Origin of the sequence: Collimonas sp. OK242, assembly GCF_900107095.1 — a bacterium.
GTDB lineage: Bacteria > Pseudomonadota > Gammaproteobacteria > Burkholderiales > Burkholderiaceae_D > Collimonas.
On the sequence record NZ_FNOR01000004.1, the window covers coordinates 20074 to 40806 of the forward strand.

At 59.8% G+C, this 20733-nt stretch carries 21 protein-coding genes; 13 read left to right on the top strand and 8 right to left on the bottom strand.

Annotation, left to right across the window (positions count from 1 at the left end):
* Nucleotides 1-347: 347 nt before the first annotated feature.
* From fliF to fliR, 13 genes are all read left to right on the top strand, one after another.
* A complete protein-coding gene (fliF, locus tag BLV81_RS04740; protein WP_092352974.1) occupies nucleotides 348-2054 on the top strand; it encodes a flagellar basal-body MS-ring/collar protein FliF in 1707 nt (568 codons plus the stop codon).
* Nucleotides 2047-3045, top strand: coding sequence for a flagellar motor switch protein FliG (gene fliG, locus BLV81_RS04745; RefSeq protein WP_092352976.1), 999 nt, complete (start codon nucleotides 2047-2049; stop codon nucleotides 3043-3045). Before fliF ends, fliG begins: the two co-directional genes overlap by 8 nt.
* Nucleotides 3038-3805 (top strand): flagellar assembly protein FliH, encoded by a 768-nt coding sequence (fliH, locus tag BLV81_RS04750; protein WP_092352978.1) that lies wholly within the window; start codon nucleotides 3038-3040, stop codon nucleotides 3803-3805. The genes fliG and fliH overlap by 8 nt, the downstream gene beginning before the upstream one ends.
* Nucleotides 3798-5243 (top strand): flagellar protein export ATPase FliI, encoded by a 1446-nt coding sequence (fliI, locus tag BLV81_RS04755; RefSeq protein WP_092352980.1) that lies wholly within the window; start codon nucleotides 3798-3800, stop codon nucleotides 5241-5243. Before fliH ends, fliI begins: the two co-directional genes overlap by 8 nt.
* A 113-nt stretch (nucleotides 5244-5356) precedes the next feature.
* Nucleotides 5357-5812, top strand: coding sequence for a flagellar export protein FliJ (gene fliJ, locus BLV81_RS04760; protein ID WP_092352982.1), 456 nt, complete (start codon nucleotides 5357-5359; stop codon nucleotides 5810-5812).
* Between the two features lie 17 nt (nucleotides 5813-5829).
* Entirely contained in the window at nucleotides 5830-7200 is a 1371-nt protein-coding gene (locus tag BLV81_RS04765; protein ID WP_092352984.1) for a flagellar hook-length control protein FliK, read from the top strand.
* Nucleotides 7201-7328: 128 nt separating this feature from the next.
* Complete coding sequence (gene fliL, locus BLV81_RS04770) at nucleotides 7329-7802, top strand: flagellar basal body-associated protein FliL (protein WP_092353390.1); 474 nt, start codon at nucleotides 7329-7331, stop codon at nucleotides 7800-7802.
* A 15-nt stretch (nucleotides 7803-7817) separates the two neighbouring features.
* A complete protein-coding gene (gene fliM, locus BLV81_RS04775; RefSeq protein WP_092352986.1) occupies nucleotides 7818-8828 on the top strand; it encodes a flagellar motor switch protein FliM in 1011 nt (336 codons plus the stop codon).
* A complete protein-coding gene (fliN, locus tag BLV81_RS04780) occupies nucleotides 8821-9243 on the top strand; it encodes a flagellar motor switch protein FliN (protein WP_092352988.1) in 423 nt (140 codons plus the stop codon). Before fliM ends, fliN begins: the two co-directional genes overlap by 8 nt.
* A gap of 8 nt (nucleotides 9244-9251) precedes the next feature.
* Nucleotides 9252-9722, top strand: a complete 471-nt coding sequence (fliO, locus tag BLV81_RS04785) for a flagellar biosynthetic protein FliO (RefSeq protein ID WP_255364960.1) — start codon at nucleotides 9252-9254, stop codon at nucleotides 9720-9722.
* Nucleotides 9723-9774: 52 nt separating this feature from the next.
* Nucleotides 9775-10554 carry a flagellar type III secretion system pore protein FliP gene (fliP, locus tag BLV81_RS04790; protein ID WP_092352991.1) on the top strand — a complete coding sequence of 260 codons (780 nt, stop codon included), beginning with the start codon at nucleotides 9775-9777 and terminating at the stop codon, nucleotides 10552-10554.
* A gap of 9 nt (nucleotides 10555-10563) precedes the next feature.
* Entirely contained in the window at nucleotides 10564-10833 is a 270-nt protein-coding gene (fliQ, locus tag BLV81_RS04795) for a flagellar biosynthesis protein FliQ (protein ID WP_092352994.1), read from the top strand.
* On the top strand, nucleotides 10833-11627 hold the full coding sequence (gene fliR / locus BLV81_RS04800; protein ID WP_092352996.1) for a flagellar biosynthetic protein FliR: 795 nt from the start codon (nucleotides 10833-10835) through the stop codon (nucleotides 11625-11627). Before fliQ ends, fliR begins: the two co-directional genes overlap by 1 nt.
* Before the next feature lie 11 nt (nucleotides 11628-11638).
* Here the strand turns inward: fliR and flgL are convergent, their stop codons facing one another.
* The 8 genes from flgL to flgE form a co-directional block, all read right to left on the bottom strand.
* On the bottom strand, nucleotides 11639-12850 hold the full coding sequence (flgL, locus tag BLV81_RS04805; RefSeq protein WP_092352998.1) for a flagellar hook-associated protein FlgL: 1212 nt from the start codon (nucleotides 12848-12850) through the stop codon (nucleotides 11639-11641).
* A 61-nt stretch (nucleotides 12851-12911) separates the two neighbouring features.
* Entirely contained in the window at nucleotides 12912-14885 is a 1974-nt protein-coding gene (flgK, locus tag BLV81_RS04810) for a flagellar hook-associated protein FlgK (RefSeq protein WP_092352999.1), read from the bottom strand.
* Between the two features lie 146 nt (nucleotides 14886-15031).
* Nucleotides 15032-16006, bottom strand: a complete 975-nt coding sequence (gene flgJ, locus BLV81_RS04815) for a flagellar assembly peptidoglycan hydrolase FlgJ (RefSeq protein WP_092353001.1) — start codon at nucleotides 16004-16006, stop codon at nucleotides 15032-15034.
* A gap of 8 nt (nucleotides 16007-16014) precedes the next feature.
* Nucleotides 16015-17154, bottom strand: a complete 1140-nt coding sequence (locus tag BLV81_RS04820; RefSeq protein WP_092353003.1) for a flagellar basal body P-ring protein FlgI — start codon at nucleotides 17152-17154, stop codon at nucleotides 16015-16017.
* Nucleotides 17155-17156: 2 nt separating this feature from the next.
* Nucleotides 17157-17840, bottom strand: a complete 684-nt coding sequence (locus BLV81_RS04825) for a flagellar basal body L-ring protein FlgH (RefSeq protein ID WP_092353005.1) — start codon at nucleotides 17838-17840, stop codon at nucleotides 17157-17159.
* Nucleotides 17840-18622 carry a flagellar basal-body rod protein FlgG gene (flgG, locus tag BLV81_RS04830; RefSeq protein WP_092353007.1) on the bottom strand — a complete coding sequence of 261 codons (783 nt, stop codon included), beginning with the start codon at nucleotides 18620-18622 and terminating at the stop codon, nucleotides 17840-17842. The genes BLV81_RS04825 and flgG overlap by 1 nt, the downstream gene beginning before the upstream one ends.
* Nucleotides 18623-18661: 39 nt before the next feature.
* A complete protein-coding gene (locus BLV81_RS04835) occupies nucleotides 18662-19408 on the bottom strand; it encodes a flagellar basal body rod protein FlgF (protein WP_092353009.1) in 747 nt (248 codons plus the stop codon).
* Between the two features lie 58 nt (nucleotides 19409-19466).
* Nucleotides 19467-20669, bottom strand: a complete 1203-nt coding sequence (gene flgE, locus BLV81_RS04840) for a flagellar hook protein FlgE (RefSeq protein WP_092353011.1) — start codon at nucleotides 20667-20669, stop codon at nucleotides 19467-19469.
* Nucleotides 20670-20733 lie beyond the last annotated feature (64 nt).

Below are 20733 nucleotides of genomic sequence, written 5' to 3' on the forward strand. Positions count from 1 at the left end.
TCCATCCTCTCTTGCCTGGTTTTTCCGAATTCTCATTTCTCGTCGTCGCCGTTGAATCCGACCTGTGCGCCGCCCGGTCCTGACGAGAATTGTTAGCTGTTGCCAAGCAGCGTAACAGCAATGATTTTTTTGCATAGCGGCAAATGATGGGAAAAACCGCAGCTATTCGAGCGATCGAAACACGGCCCAGCCGTTGACAATCATTAGCGTCGACACAGGCTGTCTTGGATTACCTTTGTTGACATCTGTTATCCCATTCTAAGGAAAGCTTGCTGTATGTCCGATACACAGAAGCGCATAGTGAACAGCAGTAGCCGTTACAGCCATACTTCATCCGAGGTGGCTGCATGAACGCAGCCGCGACGGGCGCCGACCGCGCTGGCGACAAGAGGCCGGCGCTGCTGGAACAATTGCGCACCAATCCAAAGCTGCCGTTGATCATCGGCGCTTCGCTCGCAGTAGCAGCCATCGCCGCTTTCTGGCTCTGGAGCCGAACTCCCGATTATCGTGTCCTGTACAGCAATCTGTCAGACCGCGATGGCGGCGCCATCATCGCCTCGCTGCAGCAAATGAACATTCCCTACAAGTTCGCCGAAGGCGGTGGCGCGGTACTGGTCGCCGCCGAACAGGTCCACGAAGCGCGCTTGCGGCTGGCGTCGCAAGGTCTGCCCAAGGGCGGATCGGTCGGCTTTGAACTGATGGACAATCAGAAGTTCGGCGTTAGCCAGTTTGCCGAGCAGGTCAACTACCAGCGCGCGCTGGAAGGTGAACTGGCCCGTTCGATAGAATCGATTTCAGCAGTTGAAGCAGCGCGTGTCCATCTGGCGCTGCCCAAACCTTCGCTATTTGTGCGCGACCAGCAAAAACCCAGCGCATCGGTAATCCTCACCTTGCATCGGGGACGCTCCATCGATGATGGCCAGGTCAGCGCCATCGCCCACCTGGTTTCGAGCAGCGTGCCGGAACTGAGCGCCAAGAATGTAACGATAGTCGATCAGAGCGGGAATCTGCTGTCGACGCCGGCCACCGGCAATCGCGGCCTGGATGCGAGCCAGCTCAAATATGCGCAGGAAATCGAACAGAGTTATATCCGCCGGATCGAAGCAATCCTGCAACCGATAGTCGGCGCCAGCAATGTGCGTGCACAGGTTGCGGCAGACATCGACTTCTCGACGGTCGAGCATACCGACGAAAAATACACGCCGAATCAAGATCCGGCCAAGGCCGCTATCCGCAGCCAGCAGTCGAGCGACGCCAACCAGCAAGGGGCGACTCCGCCGGGTGGGATTCCCGGCGCTTTGTCGAATCAGCCGCCGGCCAATCCGACTGCGCCCGTTAGCCTGCCCCCGACCGCCGCGGCCAATGCGCAAGCCAATCCGGCCGGCGCTGCAAATGCAGCCAATAGCGCCGCTCGCAGCGGCGGTTCCAGCAACGTCCGCCGCGACGTCACCACTAACTACGAAGTGGATAAATCGATCAGCCATGTGCAGCAGAGCGCCGGCGCCATCAAACGCCTGTCGGTAGCGGTGGTGGTGAACTACCGCGGCGCCGCCAACGCCCAGGGCAAGGTGGTCACGCAAGCACTGCCGGCGGCCGAGCTGGAGCAGGTGAAAAACCTGGTCAAACAGGCAATGGGTTATAGCGTCGAGCGCGGCGATTCGCTGAATGTGGTGAACAGCCAGTTTGCCGGCGATGCGGCGGAACCGGAGTTGCCAGTCTGGCGCCAGGCCGACAACATCGAATTGGCCAAGAGCGTAGGCAAGTATCTGCTGCTCGGCATGCTTGGCCTGTGGCTGTGGTTCGGTCTGGTCCGCCCGCTGTTGCGCAAGCATCTGCAAGGGCCGCAGCCCGCCGCATCTGCGGTCGCCGGAGCAAGCGCCAAAGCAGCGGATGCGCAGGAGCTGTCGCCGGAGCAAATCAAGTTGAGCGAAGAGGCGAAACAACGCCAGGCAGACCGCCATCAAGACAATATGCAGCACGCACAAAGCCTGGCCGAGAAAGATCCACGCCTGGTCGCCATGGTAATCAAGAACTGGATGGGCAACAATGAGTGACGAAGGAATCAGAAAGAGCGCGATCCTGCTGATGTCGCTGGGCGAGGACGGCGCCGCTGCCGTGTTCCAGCACCTGACCCCGCAAGACGTGCAAAAACTCGGCATGGCGATGTCCAAGCTGCGCCAGGTAACGCGTGAACAGATTGCTGAAGTCATGGAAGAATTCCGGCTTGAAACGGAGCAGTTCTCGGCGCTCAACCTGGATTCCGGCAGCTATATCCGGGCGGTGTTGAACAAGGCGCTGGGCAGCGACCGCGCCGCCAGCCTGATCGAAGACATTCTCGAATCCGGCAACAATTCCACCAACGGCATCGATACCTTGAACTGGCTGGAAGCCAACGAGGTGGCAGAGCTGATCCGCGACGAACATCCGCAGATCATCGCCACCCTGCTGGTGCACCTGGACCGCAGCAAGGCATCCGAGGTGCTGGAATTATTCACCGAGCGCTTGCGGCATGACGTGATCCTGCGGGTTGCCACCTTCGGCGGCGTACAACCGGCGGCGCTGAGCGAATTGACCGATGTGCTGTCCGGCCTGTTGTCGGGCCAGGGCGTCAAGCGCAGCCGCCTGGGCGGCGTCCGAGCCGCAGCGGAAATTCTCAATCTGATGAGCAGTACGCAGGAAGAAAGCGTGATCCAGCATGTGCGCGAACACGACGGCGACCTGGCGCAACGGATTATCGACGAAATGTTCTTGTTCGAGAATCTGCTGGAGATCGAAGATCGCGGCATCCAGCTGCTGCTCAAGGAAGTCGAATCGGAATCGCTGATCATCGCCCTCAAGGGAGCGGCGCCGGAGTTGCGCGAGAAATTCTTGCGCAACATGTCGCAACGCGCTGCCGAAATGCTGCGCGAAGACCTGGAAGTGCGCGGCCCGGTCAGAGTTTCGCAAGTCGAGAGCGAGCAAAAGAGCATCCTGCAGATCGTACGGCGCCTGGCGGATTCCGGCGAAATCGTGATCGGCGGACAGGGCAGCGACGCCTATGTCTGAACTCGCTCAAGGTTACGGCAAATTGTCGTCCCGTCGCAAAGCGCCGCTTGCCGCAAATCTGCCAAAACAGCCGATGAGCGCCTGGCAGCGCTGGGAGATGGGAGACGTGCAGCAGCCGGCAGACCGGTCCGCCGCAGATTTGTCAGCGCCGTCGCCCACTACCGAGCCGTTGCTGGCAGAGCTGGAACCGAAACTGCTGATAGACGAAGCCGAACTGCAGCGCCTGCGCGAGCAGGCGCAACAAGCCGGCGCCAGCGAAGGCCGCCAGCAAGGCCATGCCGAAGGCTGGCAAGAAGGTTATGCCGCCGGTCTGGCAGCTGCACGCAAAGAAGCCGACGGCTTGCATGCATTGAGCCTGGCCATGCCCGGCGCACTGCGTCTGGCGGAAAAGGAACTGGCCGATGATTTATTGACTCTGGCGCTGGATATTGCGCGCCAGGTAGTGCGTCAGGCACTGACGGTAGAACCGCAGCTGATCCTGGCCGTGGTAAGGGAACTGCTGCAGACCGAACCGGCGTTGAGCGGCACCCCGCGCCTGCTATTGCATGCCGACGATATGGCGCTGGTGCAGCAGTACCTGACGGAAGATCTGCAAGCTGCCGGCTGGCTGTTGCGCAGCGATCCGGCCATTACCCGCGGCGGCTGCCGGGTGCAAGCCAGCAGCGGCGAACTCGACGCCACCATGGAAACCCGCTGGCAGAGAGTAGCGGCGGCACTTGGCCGCAGCCAGGCCAGCGTGGCAACACCATCCCATGACTGACGCCTATAAGCCGGCCGGCGCCGATCAAGCGGCAAACAATCGCCATCTGCAAGCCTGGCGTAACACGCTTGGCAACGCCAGCATAAGCGTGGGCCGCAGCATTCCGATCCGCACCTATGGCCGCCTGACCCGTGCGGTCGGCCTGGTGCTGGAAGCCGTCGGCCTGCGGCTGCCGGTAGGCAGCGATTGCCTGATTGAACTGCCGCCGGGTTATGCGCAACGCACGACCGAAGCCGAAGTAGTCGGCTTCGCCGGCGACCGCCTGTTCCTGATGCCGCAAACCGAAGTCGCAGGATTATTGCCCGGAGCGCGTGTCTATCCGCTCGAAGCTGCCGCAGTGTCTGGCAACGGCAGCCCGCCGGCTGAACCTGGCAGCAAACGCCTGCCGGTCGGTGAAGCCATGCTGGGACGGGTAGTCGACGCCGCAGGCCGGCCGCTGGACGGTCTCGGCCCTTTGGATTTCAGCCGCGAAGTGCCGCTGTCGGCAGCACCCGTCAATCCATTGGCGCGCGCGCCTATCGACAGCGTGCTGGATGTCGGTGTGCGCGCCATCAATGCCCTGCTGACTGTCGGACGCGGCCAGCGCATGGGATTGTTTGCCGGTTCCGGAGTCGGCAAAAGCGTATTGCTTGGCATGATGGCGCGCTATACCAGCGCCGAAGTCATCATTGTCGGCCTGATCGGCGAGCGCGGCCGCGAAGTCAAGGATTTCATCGAAAACACCTTAGGCGTGGAAGGACTGGCGCGGGCAGTTGTCGTCGCCGCTCCTGCCGATACTTCACCGCTATTGCGCTTGCAGGGCGCCGCCTATGCCACCTCGCTGGCCGAATACTTCCGCGATCAAGGCAAGGATGTCTTGCTGATCATGGATTCGCTCACCCGTTACGCCATGGCGCAACGCGAGATCGCCCTGGCGGTGGGCGAACCGCCGGCCACCAAGGGCTATCCGCCATCGGTATTCGCCAAACTGCCGGCGCTGGTGGAACGTGCCGGCAACGGCGCCCGCGACGCCTCCGGCAAAGGCGGCGCGATTACCGCCTTCTATACCGTGCTGACCGAAGGCGACGATCAGCAAGACCCGATTGCCGATGCCGCGCGCGCGATCCTGGACGGGCACGTGGTGCTCTCGCGCAGCCTGGCCGAATCCGGCCACTACCCTGCGATCGACATCGAAGCCTCGATCAGCCGCGCCATGACTTCCCTGATCGAACCGGCCCAGTTCGATGCGGTGCGGCGCTTCAAGCAAATGTTGTCGCGATATCAGCGCAACCGCGACCTGATCAGCGTCGGCGCTTATGCCCCGGGCCATGACCTGCAACTGGATAAGGCGATTGCGCTGTATCCGAAAATCGAAGCTTTTTTGCAGCAGGGAATGACCGAGCGCGCCGACTATATGGAAGCGATTGCGCAACTGGAGCAATTGTTTCAGCCGGAGTAAGCCAATCAAGCACAGCACAGCGCATCCAAGCGCTTCTGCATTTTTTATGAAAGTTGCCGTTAACTTACAGATACGCCGCAATGAAAACGGATACCGAGGTTTGAGAGGACATCATGTCAAATACGTTACCGCTCGCCATGTTGATTGAACTAGCCCAGAACAAGACCGACGAAGCGACCCGTCGCCTGGGACAGTTGCAGCGCACCCAGATCAGCGCTGCGGAAAAGCTGGAGCTGCTGATCCGCTATCGCCAGGAATACTACGATCAGTTGCAAACCCAGATGCAGGATGGGGTGTCGTCGTCACGCTGGCGCAATTTCCAGCACTTCATCGGCACGCTGGACGGCGCTATCGAACAGCAACGCGCAGTGGCCGCCCAGGCCGATTCACGGCTGGCGCGCGGGCGCAGCGACTGGCAACAGGACAAGCGCCGCCTGAGTTCGTTCGACACGCTGGCCGCGCGCGTCAGGCAGCAACAGGCGCAACTGGTCAATAAACGCGAACAGCACGCCAGCGACGAACACGCAGCCCGGCAATTCCGGCTGCGCATGCTCGCTGCAGCAGAATAATCCATCGAGGAATCGTCATGTCTATCATTGTTTCATCCGGCACCGCTGCCCTGCAGACGGCGCCTTCAACCAGCGGCGCCGGCAACAACGCGCATGCACAGCAGCCGGACGCCGATCATTTCGGCAAGGTATTGAACCGTTCACTCGCGGGTTCCGACAAGTCTGCCGAGAATGTCGCAAGCAGCGCCAAGCCGGCCGAGCGCGCAGCAGCGCATCGGCAGGCCAGTGCCAATACCGGGAATGACCGCGAACATCAGCAGGATCCGGCCGCAGCGCCGGCGTTAGCGTTCCTGGCTTCGCCACAGATCGCTGCCAAAGCGATCGAGGCCCCTCCTCCGTCCGGCGGCGAGAATCAGCTGCAATCGGCCGCGGAGAGCCAACTCAATGCAGCAATTGCCGCCGCCGGCGGCAGATCCGGTGCGCCTGCCGCGACGACTGCAGCGACCGCGGAAACCTCCGATAAAAGCACGTCCCCCGCTGGATCTGCCCTGCCCTCGGCGTTTCAAATGGCTGCTCACACCAGTCCAGCCGGTGCAACACCCTCTAAACAGAGTGCTCTGGCGAACCAGGAGCCAGGTAGCGCAGAGTACACCTCGTCGCCACATAATCCGCAGCAGTCGATCCACCAGATAGCAGCAGGCGATGGCGCCGGACAGCAGGCGGCACATGACGACGGCAAGCGTGACAAGTTGGAAAAATCGGAACGCCCGGATAGTCTGACCGCAGCCAAGGTCGACGCCGGCAAGACAGACCTTGCGGCTGGCGCCAATGCGAGCGGCAGTGGCGGCGCCGTCACGGCAGCCACGGCGGCCGCCGGCAACTCCGGCGCGCCAAATCTGGACATGACAGCGCAGGTGAATCCAGCCGTGACGCACACGCAAACGACAGCAGCGGCGGCTAGCTCAGCACCGCCGACCCCGGTCAAGCTGGCGCTATCGCCCGTGGTCGGCAGCGATGGCTGGGGCACGGCACTCGGCAAACAAGTGATCTGGATGGGCAACACCAACAACCAGAGCGCCGAACTGCACCTCAACCCGCCGGACCTGGGGCCGTTGAAAGTGACGTTGACCATTAACGACAACCAGGCGCAAGCCATGTTTGTCTCGGCCCATCAGTCGGTACGGTCGGCGCTGGAAGCAGCCCTGCCGCAGTTGCGCAGCAGCCTGGCCGAGAGCGGCATCAGCCTGGGCAACACATCGGTCAGCGCAGACGCCCAGCAACCGCAACAACAGCAGCAAAGCGCATTTGCCCAGAATCAGAGCGGCCACAGGGGTTCAAACAATCAATCCCAATCCGGCACAGCGGTAAACCAGCTAAGCGGCAACGTGGAACGTAGCGCAGTCCCGCTTAGCAGGAATGGCAATGGCAAGGTCGATATTTTTGCCTAACAGAAAAAAAACCGAACTTCCCGGCGCAACAAATGCAGGATCTGAAGCGCTTTCTCCCTTTATATCAGCAGATGGTTCGAAGCCCTTTTGGCAAAGAATGGACGCTGAAATCTGATGCAGGAAAAACCATGGCAACCATCACCGACGACGCAGTGGCAGCACCCAAAAAAAGCAAGCTTGGATTGATCTTGATCGTCCTCACCGCGGCCCTGGTTGCGGCCGGAGCCGCTTATTATTTCACCCGCATGCAAGCAGACAGCAAGACCGTCGCAGCGCCAGTCCCGGAGACACCGATCTTTGTCGCCCTGGATCCATTCACCGTCAACCTGCAGGCGGAAGACCGCGATCGTTTCCTGCACATCGGCCTGACCTTGAAAGTGGCGGACGCCAAGACCCAGGCGCAGATTGCCCAGTACTTGCCAGAGACGCGCAGCCGGATTCTCAGCCTGTTGTCGAACCGCGATCCGAATTCGCTGGTCACTGCCGACGACAAGAACAAGCTTGCTGCAGAAATCCTCAAGGCATTGAACAAGCCCCTGGCCAGCAGCCAGCCGCCGCAACACATCACCGATGTGTTGTTTACCGCCTTCGTGGTGCAGTGAAACCGAGACCCAGCTATGGCTTATGAACAGCTACTGTCTCAGGACGAAGTAGACGCACTACTGCAAGGGGTCACCGGCGAAGCCGATGTCGCCGCTGCGCCGGCGCCGAATCCGGAAGGCGTACAAGCCTACAATCTTGGCACCCAGGAACGTATCGTGCGCGGCCGCATGCATACGCTGGAAATCATCAATGAGCGCTTTGCGCGTCAGTTGCGCAGCTCGCTCTTCAATTTCATGCGCCGCAGCGCCGATATCTCGGTAGGTGCCGTGCAGGTTCAGAGATATGGCGAATTCATCCGCCATCTGCCGGTTCCCGCCAACATCAACCTGCTGCACATGAAACCGTTACGCGGCACGGCGCTATTCGTATTCGATCCAAACCTGGTGTTCCTGGTAGTCGACAATCTGTTCGGCGGCGACGGTCGTTTCCACATGCGGGTCGAAGGGCGCGATTTTACGCTGACCGAGCAACGCATTATCACCCGGCTGTTGAACCTGGCGGTGGAAAGCTATGGCAGCGCCTGGAATCCGATCTACCCGCTCGACTTCGAATACGTACGATCGGAAATGCATACCAAGTTCGCCAATATTGCGACGCCGAATGAAGTAGTGGTAAACACCACCTTCCATATCGAGTTCGGGCCTATCGGCGGTGCTTTGCATATCTGCATCCCCTATTCGATGATAGAACCGATACGCGACTTGCTCTCCAATCCGGTTCAGGATGAGGTCGAAGTCGACAAGCGCTGGGTCAAGCAACTGTCGCAGCAGGTGCAAAGCGCCGATGTCCAGCTGAAAGTCGATTTCCAGACCCTGCCGTCGACCATAGGTCAGCTTCTCAAACTGAAAGTCGGCGATGTGCTGCCGATAGAAATGCCGGAATCGATTATCGCCAAGGTAGACGGCGTACCGGTGATGGAATGCGGGTACGGCACTTCCAACGGCCGTTATGCGCTGCGGGTAGAAAAAATGATCAATCACCGCGAAGGTGATTCAGGTGATACAAAGGGAAATGAACATGAGTGACGAAAACAAGCCGGATCCAAACGCCGAAGCCGCCGACGACTGGGCCAGCGCGCTCGCCGCCCAGACCGCTGCTACGCAGCCGGCGCCGGCTGCCGCCCCTGCTGCTGCCAAGGTATTTCAGCCGCTCAGCGGTGAAACCGCCGAAGTAGCCAAGACCGATATCGACATGATCCTGGATATCCCGGTGCAGATGACTGCCGAGCTGGGACGCACCAGGATCACTATCAAGAACCTGTTGCAGCTGTCGCAAGGATCGGTAGTCGAACTGGATGGCCTGGCCGGCGAACCGATGGACGTGCTGATCAACGGTTACCTGATCGCTCAGGGCGAAGTAGTGGTGGTCAACGACAAATTCGGGATCCGCCTGACCGACATCATCACGCCGTCCGAACGCATACACAAACTGAATCGATGACACCTTTAATGATGCTGCGGCGGAGCTTAGGACTACTGCTGCTGTCGGCATACCTGGCCCTGCCCGCTTCGGCCATGATCGCTACGCCTCCTGTCGCAATAGCTTCCACAGCGGCGCCATCCTGGGGCGCGGCAGGTTTGCTGCAAGCGGCTTCCGGCCTGGCGGTGGTACTTGCGCTGATTTTCCTGTGCGCTTGGGCGGCGCGCCGCATGGGACTGCAAAAGCACAACAGCGGTCGGCTGGTGAAAGTGATTGCCAGCACATCTATCGGCCAACGCGAACGGGTGGTGGTGATTGAAATCGGCGGTACCTGGCTGGCGCTGGGAGTAACACCGGGACAGATTCAATCCCTGCACAGCATGCCGGCGCAGGAACTGGCGGAGGACGCCAAGCTACCGACCGGACGCGGCGCCATTGCGGCCACCAATGCCGCCGGCGCCTTCGCGCAAAAACTGCGAGAGTCGCTGGGACGCAAATAAATATACCGCGCTCAAGCCACACACTATTCATTTATTCGAAACGACAGGCAGAATGCGCCCTCTCTCCTTCCTTGCGCGACACCGTAAACTGCGGTCGGCGCTTTTGCCAATACTATCTCTGGCAATCAGCCTGCTGCCAGCCATAGCCGCCGCACAAGCGCTGCCCGGCATCACCAGCAGCGCCGGACCGGGCGGCAGCCAGACCTGGTCGCTCAGCGTCCAGACCATGCTGCTGCTGACCTCGCTCTCGTTCCTGCCGGCACTGCTGCTGACGATGACCAGTTTCACCCGCATCATCATCGTGCTGGGCTTGCTGCGCACCGCCATCGGCGCCCAGAGTTCGCCACCCAACCAGATCCTGGTCGGACTGGCGCTGTTCCTGACCTTCTTCATCATGTCGCCGGTATTCGACAAAGCCTACAGCGACGCCTACAAGCCGTTCTCCGACAACAAGATCAGCGCCGAACAAGCGCTCGAGCGCGGCATCCAGCCGTTCAAGCAGTTCATGTTGAAGCAGACCCGCGAAGGCGATCTGGCCTTGTTTGCCAGGCTGGCGCAAACACCGCAGATGCAAGGTCCGGAAGAAGTGCCGCTAAGGATACTGGTGCCAGCTTTTGTCATCAGCGAGCTCAAGACAGCGTTCCAGATCGGCTTCACCATCTTTATCCCGTTCCTGATCGTCGATCTGGTGGTGGCCAGCGTCCTGATGTCGATGGGGATGATGATGGTGCCGCCTGCCACCATCTCGCTGCCGTTCAAGCTGATGCTGTTTGTGCTGGTCGACGGCTGGCAACTGCTGATCGGCGCATTAGCCCAAAGTTTTTATACCTGAGGCACTAACATGACTCCTGAATCGGTAATGGCGCTCGGCTACCAAGCCATGAAAATGACTCTCCTGCTGGGTGCGCCGCTGCTGCTGGTGGCCTTGATCAGCGGCTTGATCATCAGTCTGTTTCAAGCCGCCACCCAGATCAATGAAATGACCCTGTCATTCATTCCGAAATTATTAGCCGTGTGTGCGACCATGGTCATTGCCGGTCCGTGGATGCTGAACTCCATCCTGGATTACATGCGCCAGTTGTTTTCCAGCATTCCGCAACTGGTTGGCTGATGTCGCCGGTCCTGTCAGTCACCTCTACGCAACTCAGTGTCTGGATAGCGGCATTTGTGTGGCCCTTCGTCAGGATGCTGGCCCTGATCAGCAGCAGTCCGATATTCGGCGAAAAAAAAGTGGCGCATCAGGTCAAGGTCGGCCTGGCAGCATTGCTGGCGATTGCCATCGGTCCTACCCTGGGCGCCATGCCGTCCGTGCCACTGGTTTCCGCCGGCGGCGTGTGGATTCTGATCCAGCAAGTACTGATCGGTTCGGCCATGGGCTTTTCCATGCGGCTGGTGTTTGCCGCGGTACAAGCTGCCGGCGATTATACCGGCTTGCAGATGGGCTTGTCCTTCGCCTCCTTCTTCGACCCCAACAGCGGCGGCAACACCATGGTGCTGGCCAGTTTGCTGAATATGCTGGCGATGCTGATTTTCCTGGCGGTAGACGGCCATCTGATGGTAATCAGCACGCTAGTCGAAAGCTTCCACGTTCTACCGATTTCCGATGCGCCGCTAGCGGCCGAAGGCTGGCATTTCCTGGCATTGGCCGGCGCCAATGTTTTTTCGGCAGGCCTGATGCTGGCGCTGCCCCTTGTCGCCGCCCTGCTGACCTTGAATCTGGCCATGGGCATTCTCAACCGGGCTTCGCCGCAGCTGAGCATCTTTGCCGTCGGCTTTCCCTTGACTCTGCTGGGCGGCATCACGATGCTGCAACAACTGATCCCGCACCTGGGGCCATTCCTGGAACAGGAGTTCGCGCTTGGCCTGGCCAACATGCTGCACGTAGCGCAGGCCTTGCGGCCGTAGGGTCAAATGTATTAAAGATAATTCAGCAGCGAAATCTTTCGAATCTGGACGAAGGTCTGCTGCGTTGCCTGCAATGCAGTCTGACGCTGGTACAACTCGGTAATTGCGCTGCTGTAGTCCAGATCCTGGATGCTAGACAAATAGCTTTTATCCGATAAATTGCGGGCATCGCCATTCGTGTTGAGCGTGTCGAGTTCCTGCATGCGTGAGCCCACCGACGACCGCACCGTCAACACGTTGTCCAGCGAATTGGATAACTTGACGTTGGCTGTACTCAGCGAATTCTGCAATTGCGCCTTGGCCGCGGCAGTGCCGTTGTCGACCGGCGTCTTGAGGGCGCCTATCAAATCCTTGAGCGCGCCAAACATATCCGGATTCGCATTTTTTGCGGTATTGACATTAAAACTGTCGCCGCTGGCCGGCGCACCGGTCAGGGTAATCTGCAAACCGCCGAATTGAATCGGCGCGCCGGACGTGTAAGTTCCTGTCGTCGCTACCGGCGGCGTATCGGAATTGGTCACGGTGAACGTGGTGGCCGAAGTAAAACTGATCGAAAAATTCTTGCCGAAATCCGGATTGCTGGCATCTATCACGGAAGTGGCGCCGTATACGCCGTCACCGGCATTCGTAGCTGCCGAAGTCATGACATAACCGGCACCGCCTTGCGCACTTTGAAAAATGCTGCGGCCGTCATCCGTTCCCGCCATCTGCCGTGAGACGTCGACTTGCAATAGCTGCTGACCTTGATCGCCGACATACTGCACGCCACCGCCGGCTTGCTGCACGAAGGGCGCACTACCGCTTTTGAAACCGGCGAACAGAAACTGGCCATTGCCGTCATCGGTATTCGCCAAGCCAAGCAGTTGATCGTAATTACTTTGCAAGCTGGTGGCCACCGAATTGCGGTCGGCATCGGTCATCGTGCCGTTACCCGCTTGTACCACCAGGCCCTTGATATTTTGCAACAGCGTGGTGACACTTTGCAGTGCATTGTCTTCCAGCCCCAGCGTGCGCGATGCCTGGGCGCGGCTGGTCGAATATTGATCGTTGAGCGAAATCGATTGCGATGCGGCGAGCGCTCGGGTTGCGCCTAGCGGATCGTCAGAAGGTGTCAGAATTTTTGTCATGGAACCGATCTGCTGTTGCACGCGCAACAAACTGGTTTGCTGGGAGCCCATCGCAGACAGGCTCTGATCATAAAACGATTGGGTACTGATGCGCATCTTGTTCTCCTTTATTACTGCAGCTCATCCTGCTGGCCAATGCGGCCGCCACAAACGCCGATCAGGCGGCGATCCCGAGGATCGCATCAAACATGGTCGAAGCTGTCTGGATCACCTTGGCATTGGCTTGATACATTTGCTGGAACATCAGCAGATTGGCGGTTTCTTCATCTTGATTCACCCCCGATACCGATTGCTGCGCCGCCTTGATCTGTCCGGACAGGCTGGTTTGCGCGGTATTGGCGATGCTCAATTGGTTGGCTTTATTGCCAATCGTGCTGACCAGCTGGCCGTAGACATCGGTATAGCTGGCGGTGCCGCCGGCCAGGGTTTTCTTGTTTTGCAAAGCACCTAGCAGCAAAGCGTTGCTGCCGTCCGAAACGCCGCCGGTATTCGGCCCGATGGTGAAACTATCGCCATTCACCGGCTTGCCGCTGACGGTGGCGGTGATGCCATTGAAACTATAGGCGGCGCCCGCAGTGTAGGTGACGCTGGCGCCAGCAGCGTAGTTGACCACCGTGCCGTCCGGATTGCTTACCGTGACGGCAGCACTGGCAGGAAAGCCGGACAAGCTGGCTGGCGCGGTGGTGCTATCGTATTTGAGCGTCACCGGCGTAGTCAGCGGCGTCGCCAGATACGAGGCGTCGACCTTGCCGGCACTGATACTGGCGCTGCCCTGATTGCCCGCGGCATTGCCGGTGACGATAGGCGAAGCCGCGGCTATCTTGGCCGGATCGGTGACCATCACGGCCAGATCGCGCGCGCCGGTGCGCGTCGGCTGCACCAGGAAAGAGTCGCCGACTTGCGGCGCGCCGCTGGCAGCTTGCAGCGAGACGCCGTCGAAGGTGACCGGCAAACTTGCATAGCTGCCCAGCACTTTATTATCGGCCAGACGTGTCACCGAATATTGCGGACTGCCGGCGACGTTGACGACGTCGACCCGGTAATCGCTGGCAGTCAGCTGGCTGGTATCGCTGAACGATGGCGTGACTACCAGGTTGCCCGTATTGCGGGCATTGGCAATTGCAGCTGGACTGGCTTGTGAAAAGAAATCCTGGCCGGCGCCGCCGTTCAGGTCTATGCCTAGCTTGTGCTGGGCATTGAACGTATCGGCCAAACCGATCGCCATCCGCCCCAAGGCGTTCTGGGCATCGCCCAGGGTCTGGTCACGAAATTGCATCAGCCCGCCCAGCGAGCCGCCGCTGAGGACAGCGTCTTGCATCTCCACCGCGACGCCGGCGGCATTCACCAAGGCGACCGAAGTATGGCTGGGGTCGGCAGCGGCGGTGACTGCCTTCAAAGTCGAAGCCTTGTCGCCCAGCACCAGGGTCTGGCCGCTGCCGATAAATACATTGTATTGGCCGCCGTCCTGCACCACCACCTTGGTCGCCACCAATTGGCCCAGGCCATTCACCAGGCTGTCACGCTGGTCCAGCAAGTCGTTCGGCGCCTGGCCGCCGGCAGCATTGCTGAGCAAGGCGATCTGCTTGTTGATGCTGGCGATCTGGGTGGCATACGTATTGATCTGGTCGACAGAACCGGAAATCTGATCGTTAACATTGCCGTTCAGGCCGGTCAGCACCTGGCTCATGGTGCGGAACTGATTGGCAAGGGCCTGGCCCGAACTGATCAGCTGCTGCCGCGCCGCTGCATCGGCCGGCGTATTGGCTACCGCCTGCACACCTTTGAACATGGTCTGCAGCATCGGCGCCAGGCCGGTAGTCTGGTTGGCCAGCAGATTGTTGATCTGGTTGATCTGGGTAGAGTACGTCGTCAGCGCTTGATTGGTCGATTGCGCCTGGTTCAGTTGAGAGCTCAGGAATTGATCGTAGCTGCGGGTGACATCCACCACTTGCGCGCCGTTGCCGAAAAAACCTACGCTAGGGGTATAGGTGCCGCCGGCGGATACTACTTGCGCCGTTTGCCGGCTGTAGCCAGGCGTATTCACGTTGGCGGTGTTGTGGCCGGTAGTGATCAATCCTGCTTGCGCCGCGTTGAGCCCGCTGAGCCCGGTAAAAAACATGCTGTTGGCCATACATTCGTCCTTTAAGAGGGCAACCGCCCGGCGTCTCCGCCAAGCTCACTTAAGATATAACGGCAGCAGCCTGGAAAATTTGAGGGTAACGACAGAACTCATTTCATATATATCGCTGAGACGCGATCCGGTTCCATGTAACGAAATCAGAGGATTTGCTTCATGATGCGCACCAGCTTCTCGCCATACTGCGGATCGGTGGCGTAACCTGCGCGTTGCAAGCCATGTGCCGCCTCGGCCGGATCGCGCGTCGCCAGCACCTGCGCGTAACGCGGATTGCCTGCCAGGAATCGGGCGTAGTCGGAGAATGCCTCGTCGTACGAAGCGTAGGCGCGGAACGAAGCCCTGGTCTGCTGCGGCACGCCATCCACGTATTCGGTGGTGACAGCCTGGACCACCGGCCCTTTCCAAGCCTTGCCGGCCTTGATGCCAAACAGGTTATGGCTGCGGCTGCCGTCGTCGCCCTTGATTTCGCGCTTGCCCCAACCCGATTCCAATGCCGCTTGCGCCAGGATCAGTTGCGCCGGCACGCCGCTGGCCTGGCTGGCAACTTGCGCCGAAGAGCTCATACGGGACAGAAACTGGTCAACATGCGCCTGCGAATTGCCGGCGGCGCCGCGCCCGTAACCATAGTCGGCAGCGTCGTACAGGGACAGATTCTGCAAATTAGCAGGGCTCGAATTTAAATTCGGCGTTGCCGCTGCGGCAGGCTGGGCCGGATGCTGATCTATCAGGGGTGCCGGCATCTTGCTGAGCGGCGATGCCTGCTGCTGGGACGGATCTACGGCGCGGCTAAGCTGGGCCTGCATGGCTTCGGCCAGGCCCAGCCCGCGCCCCGACAGATTCTGCGCCAGCTGCTGGTCCAGCATGGAGGTATACAGTTTTTCTTGCTGGCTATCGAACATGCCGTCCGACGGCGTCGCCTCGCGCATGCTTTTCAGCACCATCTGCATGAACATCGCTTCAAACTGGCGCGAAACCTGTTTCAAGCCGTCTTGCGGCGAGTTCCTGGTGGTGCGGCGCAAAGCATCCACGCCCTGCACATCCAGCGCAAAGCGCTGATCCAGATCGCCGCTGCGGCTGTTGCCATTGATAGTACCTGCAGGCCCGGAGACACTCATGCGCTACCTCAAATGATTTCAAGTTCGGCGCGCAAGGCGCCTGCGGCTTTCATCGCCTGCAGGATCGACACCAGATCCTGCGGGTTGGCGCCCAGCGTATTCAAGCCCTTCACCACATCGGCTAGCGAAGCGCCGTTCGTGACCACCTGCAAAGCACCGCCGGCCTGGTTCACCTGGATTTGCGAAGTCTGCGTAAGCACGGTGCTGCCGCCTGAAAACGGGCCAGGCTGGCTGATCACCGGCTGGGTATTGATCACCACCGACAAATTGCCATGCGCCACCGCGCAGTCCAGTACCCGCACAGTCTGGTTCATCACCACCGAACCGGTGCGCGCGTTGATGACTACCCGCGCCGCCGCCTGCGCCGGTGTGATATCGATATTTTCCATGCGCGCCAGGAAACTCACGCGTGCTTCCGCCTGCGCCGGCGCAGCTACCTGGATCACCCGCGCATCGAGCGCACTGGCGGTACCGGCGCCGAAGCTGCGATTGATCGCATCGACCGCTTTCTGCGCCGTGCCAAAATCGGAGACATTCAATTCCAAGGTCAAGGTGTTGGCGTCACCCAGCGGCGAAGTCACCGCGCGCTCGACGATGGCGCCGGCTGGAATCCGGCCGGAGCTAAGCTGATTGATTTGCACCTTGCTGCCATTGGCCGAAGCGCCGGCGCCGCCCACCACCATATTGCCCTGGGCGATCGCATACACCGTGCCGTCGGCGCCTTTGAGCGGCGTCATCAGCAAGGTGCCGCCGCGCAGGCTCTTGGCATTGCCCATCGAAGACACTGTGACATCGATGTTTTGTCCAGGGCGTGCAAACGACGGCAAGGTTGCGGTCACCATCACTGCCGCCACGTTCTTCAGCTGCATGTTGGTGCCAGGCGCCATCGAGATGCCGAGTTGCGACAGCATATTGTTCAAGGTCTGCGTGGTGAACGGTGTCTGCATGGTCTGGTCGCCGCTGCCGTCCAGGCCGACCATCAGGCCGTAGCCGATCAGCGGGTTATCGCGCACACCCTGGATGCTGGCCAGCTCCTTGAGCCGCTCCGCATGCAATGACGGCGTGCTGCACATCATGCAAAGCATCAAACAGAAGCCGCCGCGACTGCATGCGGCACGTTGTAGAAATCGCTGGATTCGTGATCGCATGGTCAGAACGGTAAGACGTTGAGGAAGAAACGCTGCAGCCAGCCCATGGTTTGCGCCTCGTCGATATAGCCTTTGGCGCTATATTCGATTCTGGCGTCCGCCACCTGGGTCGAGGCCACGCTATTGTTGCCGCTTACCGTGCGCGGATTGACCACCCCGGAGAAACGAATGAATTCCGTGCCCTGGTTGATCATCATCTGCTTCTCGCCGCTGACCATCAGGTTGCCGTTTCCCAGCACTTCAGTCACGGTAACGGTAATCACCCCGTTGAAAGTATTGGCCGCATTGGCGCCGCCCTTGGCGGTGAGTGCGTTGCTGGCCTTGCCCTCGGCATCCAGATTGCCGAACAGGCCGCCGAAGATTTTCGGTATCGCCGTCAGGGCGCTGCTGGTGCTGCCGTTGCGGCTGGCATTGGCGGCTGAATTCTTGCTGGCATTGACGTTTTCACTGACGATAATCGTCAGGATATCGCCGACATTGCGCGGCCGCCGGTCTTCAAACAAGGCCTGGCTGCTGAAGCCGGATTGATAGATGGCGCCATTCACCGCTGCCGCCGGCCGCACTTCGGCGCGGGCAGTCATCGGCTGCTGCACCAACGGCTCGCGCGGCAATTGCGCACAGCCACCGAGCAACACAGCCGTCAGCAATACACACCTGGCGCAATATTTCAATGTCGGCTCCGTCATCACAACTGCGTCAGGCGCTGCAACATCTGGTCTGAAGTGGTGACCGCCTTGCTGTTGATTTCGTATGAACGCTGGGTCTGGATCATGTTCACCAGTTCCTCCACCACATTCACGTTCGACGATTCGGTATACCCTTGGCTCAGCGTGCCGGCGCCGTTCTGGCCCGGGGTGGTCTGGTTAGCCGTGCCGGAAGCATTGGTTTCCGTGTACAGGTTCTCGCCATTGCTTTGCAGGCCGGTCGAATTCAAGAAGGTCGCCAGCTGGATTTGGCCAACCTGGACGCTGGCAGTGCTGCCAGCCTGGGTTACCGATACCGTGCCGTCCTTGGCAATCGTCATGCTGGTCGCATTTTGCGGAATGGTGATGGCCGGTTGCACCGGGTAACCGCTGGCAGTCACCAGCTGGCCGGTCGAATCGGATTGAAACGAACCGTCGCGCGTGTAGGCTGTGGTGCCGTCGGGCATTTGCACCTGGAAAAAACCGTCGCCGGTGATCGCCACATCCTTGGTATTGTCGGTCTTGGTAGGATTGCCTTGGGTATGGATGCGCTCGGTCGCCACCAACCGTACCCCGGTGCCGATCTGCAAACCGGACGGCAAATTGGTTTGATCCGAAGTCTGGCCGCCTACCTGGCGCAGGTTCTGATACATCAAGTCTTCGAACACCGCGCGGCTGCGCTTGAAGCCGGTAGTGCTGACGTTGGCCAGGTTATTGGAAATCACGTCGAGCTGCTGCTGTTGCGCGTCGAGACCGCTTTTGGCAATGGAAAGGGAACGCATCATGGTGAAGCTCCTGTCAAAAAAATAAACTAATGCAGTAAATTAACTGCTCATGCTCAGCAGCTGGTTCGCGCGCTGGTCATTTTCATCGGCGCTCTTGACCGCCTTCATCTGCATTTCAAAACTGCGCGCATTGGCGATCATGTCAACCATCGCCGACACCGGATTGACATTGCTGCCTTCGACCGCACCGGTCTGCAGCGTCACCGCCGGATCGGCATCCGGCGCTGCGGCGCCGGCGCGCATGCGAAACAGGCCGTCGTCGCCGCGCTGCAGATCGGCGGCGGCCGGATTAACCAGCTTCAAACGGCCGACCTGGGCCACATTGGTGGCCGGATCGCCGGCGCCGATGGCGCTCACCAGGCCGTCGGCAGAGATCATCACTGCGGCGCCGGGCGGCACCGCCATCGGTCCCGCATCGCCGACTACCGGCAACTTGTTCATTGTCATCAGCTGGCCGTCGGCGCCGACCTGCAAATTGCCGACCCGGGTATACGCCTCGCCGCCGTCTGCAGTCTGCACCGTCAGCCAGCCGTCGCCGCGCACCGCGACATCCATCGGCCGCCCGGTTTCCGTTATCGGCCCGGTACTCATGTCGGCGCCCGGCGTTGCCGTCACCACAAAGGCCCTGGTTGCCGCCTCCTGGCCGACTACCGGCACAGCCCGGAAATTATTCAGCTGGGCCCGGAATCCGGGAGTCGACACGTTCGCCATATTGTTGGCCACCGAAGCTTGCTGCTCCATGGCCTGTTTGGCGCCGCTCATGGCGATATAGATCATGCGATCCATGTTTTCTCCCAGATAGTTGCGATCCCGGCGACAGCACTTACGCTAGCGAGATCCATCATCAACGCATGCTGACCAAAGTCTGCATGACCTGATCCTGCGTTTTAACGGTTTGCGCATTGGCTTGATAGGTCCGTTGCGCGATGATCATGTTGACCAGCTCTGCAGTGAGGTCGACATTGGAAGATTCCAGCGCACCGGAAGTCAAAGAACCTACCTTGGTTCCCGCACCCGCAGTCCCTACCAGAGGCTGGCCTGATGCAGCTGTTTCAGACCAGACATTGCCGCCCATGGATTTCAAGCCGTCCGGATTGGCAAATGAAGTCAGGACGATCTGGCCCAGGGTTTTGGTCTGTTCGTTAGAATACTTGCCGGTTACCGTGCCGTCCGAATTGATGGCAAACGCAGTGAGAGTGCCGGAGGTATAACCGTCCTGGGTCTGCTTGGCGACCGCATTGTCATTGCCGAACTGCGTAGTACCGGTCAGGTTGATCGTGAAATTCAACGGTGCGGCGCCGTTCGCCAGCGGTATTGCGGCGGGGGCCAGGGTGCCGGCAGCCGGCGTCAGCATCTTGCCTGCCGTATCGAATGTCAGTGCGCCGATCTTGCTGCTGGCGCCGCCGTCGACGGTTTGATAGACATCCCAGGCGTTGGCCGCGGTCTTCACAAAGAAATTCGTGATTTCATGCGGGTTGCCCAGCGAGTCGTAACCGGTAACCGCATTCTGATAATTGAAACTGGTCGAATCCGTTGCGTTGAACGGTGTGGTGATCGGTACCGTGCTGCGCGAATCGATATTGTATTGCGCGTTGATCTTGGTAGTCGCATTCGGGGTCATTGCGGTAGCCGGCAGTTGCAGCGCTGCCGGCGTGCCGCCAGCGATGCTGCCGTTGGCGCCGACCTGGTAGCCGGTCACCCGCAGGCCGCCGGAATTGACGATGTAGTTATCCTTGTCGATATTGAACTGGCCATTGCGTGAATAAGATACTTCACCGGAAGGGCTGGCCAGGCGGAAAAACCCGTCGCCATTGGTGATCGCCACATCCAGTGCGCGCGTGCTGGTCTGCACCGCTCCCTGCGTGAAATTTTGCGAAACGCCTGCCACTTGGGTGCCGAGGCCGACGCGCGACCCTGCATACACGTCGGCAAACAACACGCTGCCGGCCTTGAAACCCACGGTACCCGAGTTGGCAACGTTATTGCCGATCACATCGAGATTGCTGGAACTTGCATTCAATCCGCTTACGCCTTGTTGAAAACCCATGGTCCACTCCTTTTGAAATCAATTTGCAGCATTTTTTCAGCTTCCGAATAGCGGAAGAACAATG

Excerpts from the sequence above, each read along its gene's own strand:
- BLV81_RS04765 (WP_092352984.1), top strand. The coding sequence starts at position 5,830 with ATGTCTATCATTGTTTCATCCGGCACCGCTGCCCTGCAGACGGCGCCT.
- fliN (WP_092352988.1), top strand. The coding sequence starts at position 8,821 with ATGAGTGACGAAAACAAGCCGGATCCAAACGCCGAAGCCGCCGACGAC.
- fliM (WP_092352986.1), top strand. The coding sequence starts at position 7,818 with ATGGCTTATGAACAGCTACTGTCTCAGGACGAAGTAGACGCACTACTG.
- fliF (WP_092352974.1), top strand. The coding sequence starts at position 348 with ATGAACGCAGCCGCGACGGGCGCCGACCGCGCTGGCGACAAGAGGCCG.
- fliO (WP_255364960.1), top strand. The coding sequence starts at position 9,252 with ATGATGCTGCGGCGGAGCTTAGGACTACTGCTGCTGTCGGCATACCTG.
- BLV81_RS04820 (WP_092353003.1), bottom strand. The coding sequence starts at position 17,154 with ATGCGATCACGAATCCAGCGATTTCTACAACGTGCCGCATGCAGTCGC.
- fliJ (WP_092352982.1), top strand. The coding sequence starts at position 5,357 with ATGTCAAATACGTTACCGCTCGCCATGTTGATTGAACTAGCCCAGAAC.
- flgG (WP_092353007.1), bottom strand. The coding sequence starts at position 18,622 with ATGATGCGTTCCCTTTCCATTGCCAAAAGCGGTCTCGACGCGCAACAG.
- flgE (WP_092353011.1), bottom strand. The coding sequence starts at position 20,669 with ATGGGTTTTCAACAAGGCGTAAGCGGATTGAATGCAAGTTCCAGCAAT.
- BLV81_RS04825 (WP_092353005.1), bottom strand. The coding sequence starts at position 17,840 with ATGACGGAGCCGACATTGAAATATTGCGCCAGGTGTGTATTGCTGACG.
- flgJ (WP_092353001.1), bottom strand. The coding sequence starts at position 16,006 with ATGAGTGTCTCCGGGCCTGCAGGTACTATCAATGGCAACAGCCGCAGC.
- fliH (WP_092352978.1), top strand. The coding sequence starts at position 3,038 with ATGTCTGAACTCGCTCAAGGTTACGGCAAATTGTCGTCCCGTCGCAAA.
- fliR (WP_092352996.1), top strand. The coding sequence starts at position 10,833 with ATGTCGCCGGTCCTGTCAGTCACCTCTACGCAACTCAGTGTCTGGATA.
- flgK (WP_092352999.1), bottom strand. The coding sequence starts at position 14,885 with ATGGCCAACAGCATGTTTTTTACCGGGCTCAGCGGGCTCAACGCGGCG.
- fliP (WP_092352991.1), top strand. The coding sequence starts at position 9,775 with ATGCGCCCTCTCTCCTTCCTTGCGCGACACCGTAAACTGCGGTCGGCG.
- fliI (WP_092352980.1), top strand. The coding sequence starts at position 3,798 with ATGACTGACGCCTATAAGCCGGCCGGCGCCGATCAAGCGGCAAACAAT.
- fliL (WP_092353390.1), top strand. The coding sequence starts at position 7,329 with ATGGCAACCATCACCGACGACGCAGTGGCAGCACCCAAAAAAAGCAAG.
- BLV81_RS04835 (WP_092353009.1), bottom strand. The coding sequence starts at position 19,408 with ATGGATCGCATGATCTATATCGCCATGAGCGGCGCCAAACAGGCCATG.
- flgL (WP_092352998.1), bottom strand. The coding sequence starts at position 12,850 with ATGCGCATCAGTACCCAATCGTTTTATGATCAGAGCCTGTCTGCGATG.
- fliQ (WP_092352994.1), top strand. The coding sequence starts at position 10,564 with ATGACTCCTGAATCGGTAATGGCGCTCGGCTACCAAGCCATGAAAATG.
- fliG (WP_092352976.1), top strand. The coding sequence starts at position 2,047 with ATGAGTGACGAAGGAATCAGAAAGAGCGCGATCCTGCTGATGTCGCTG.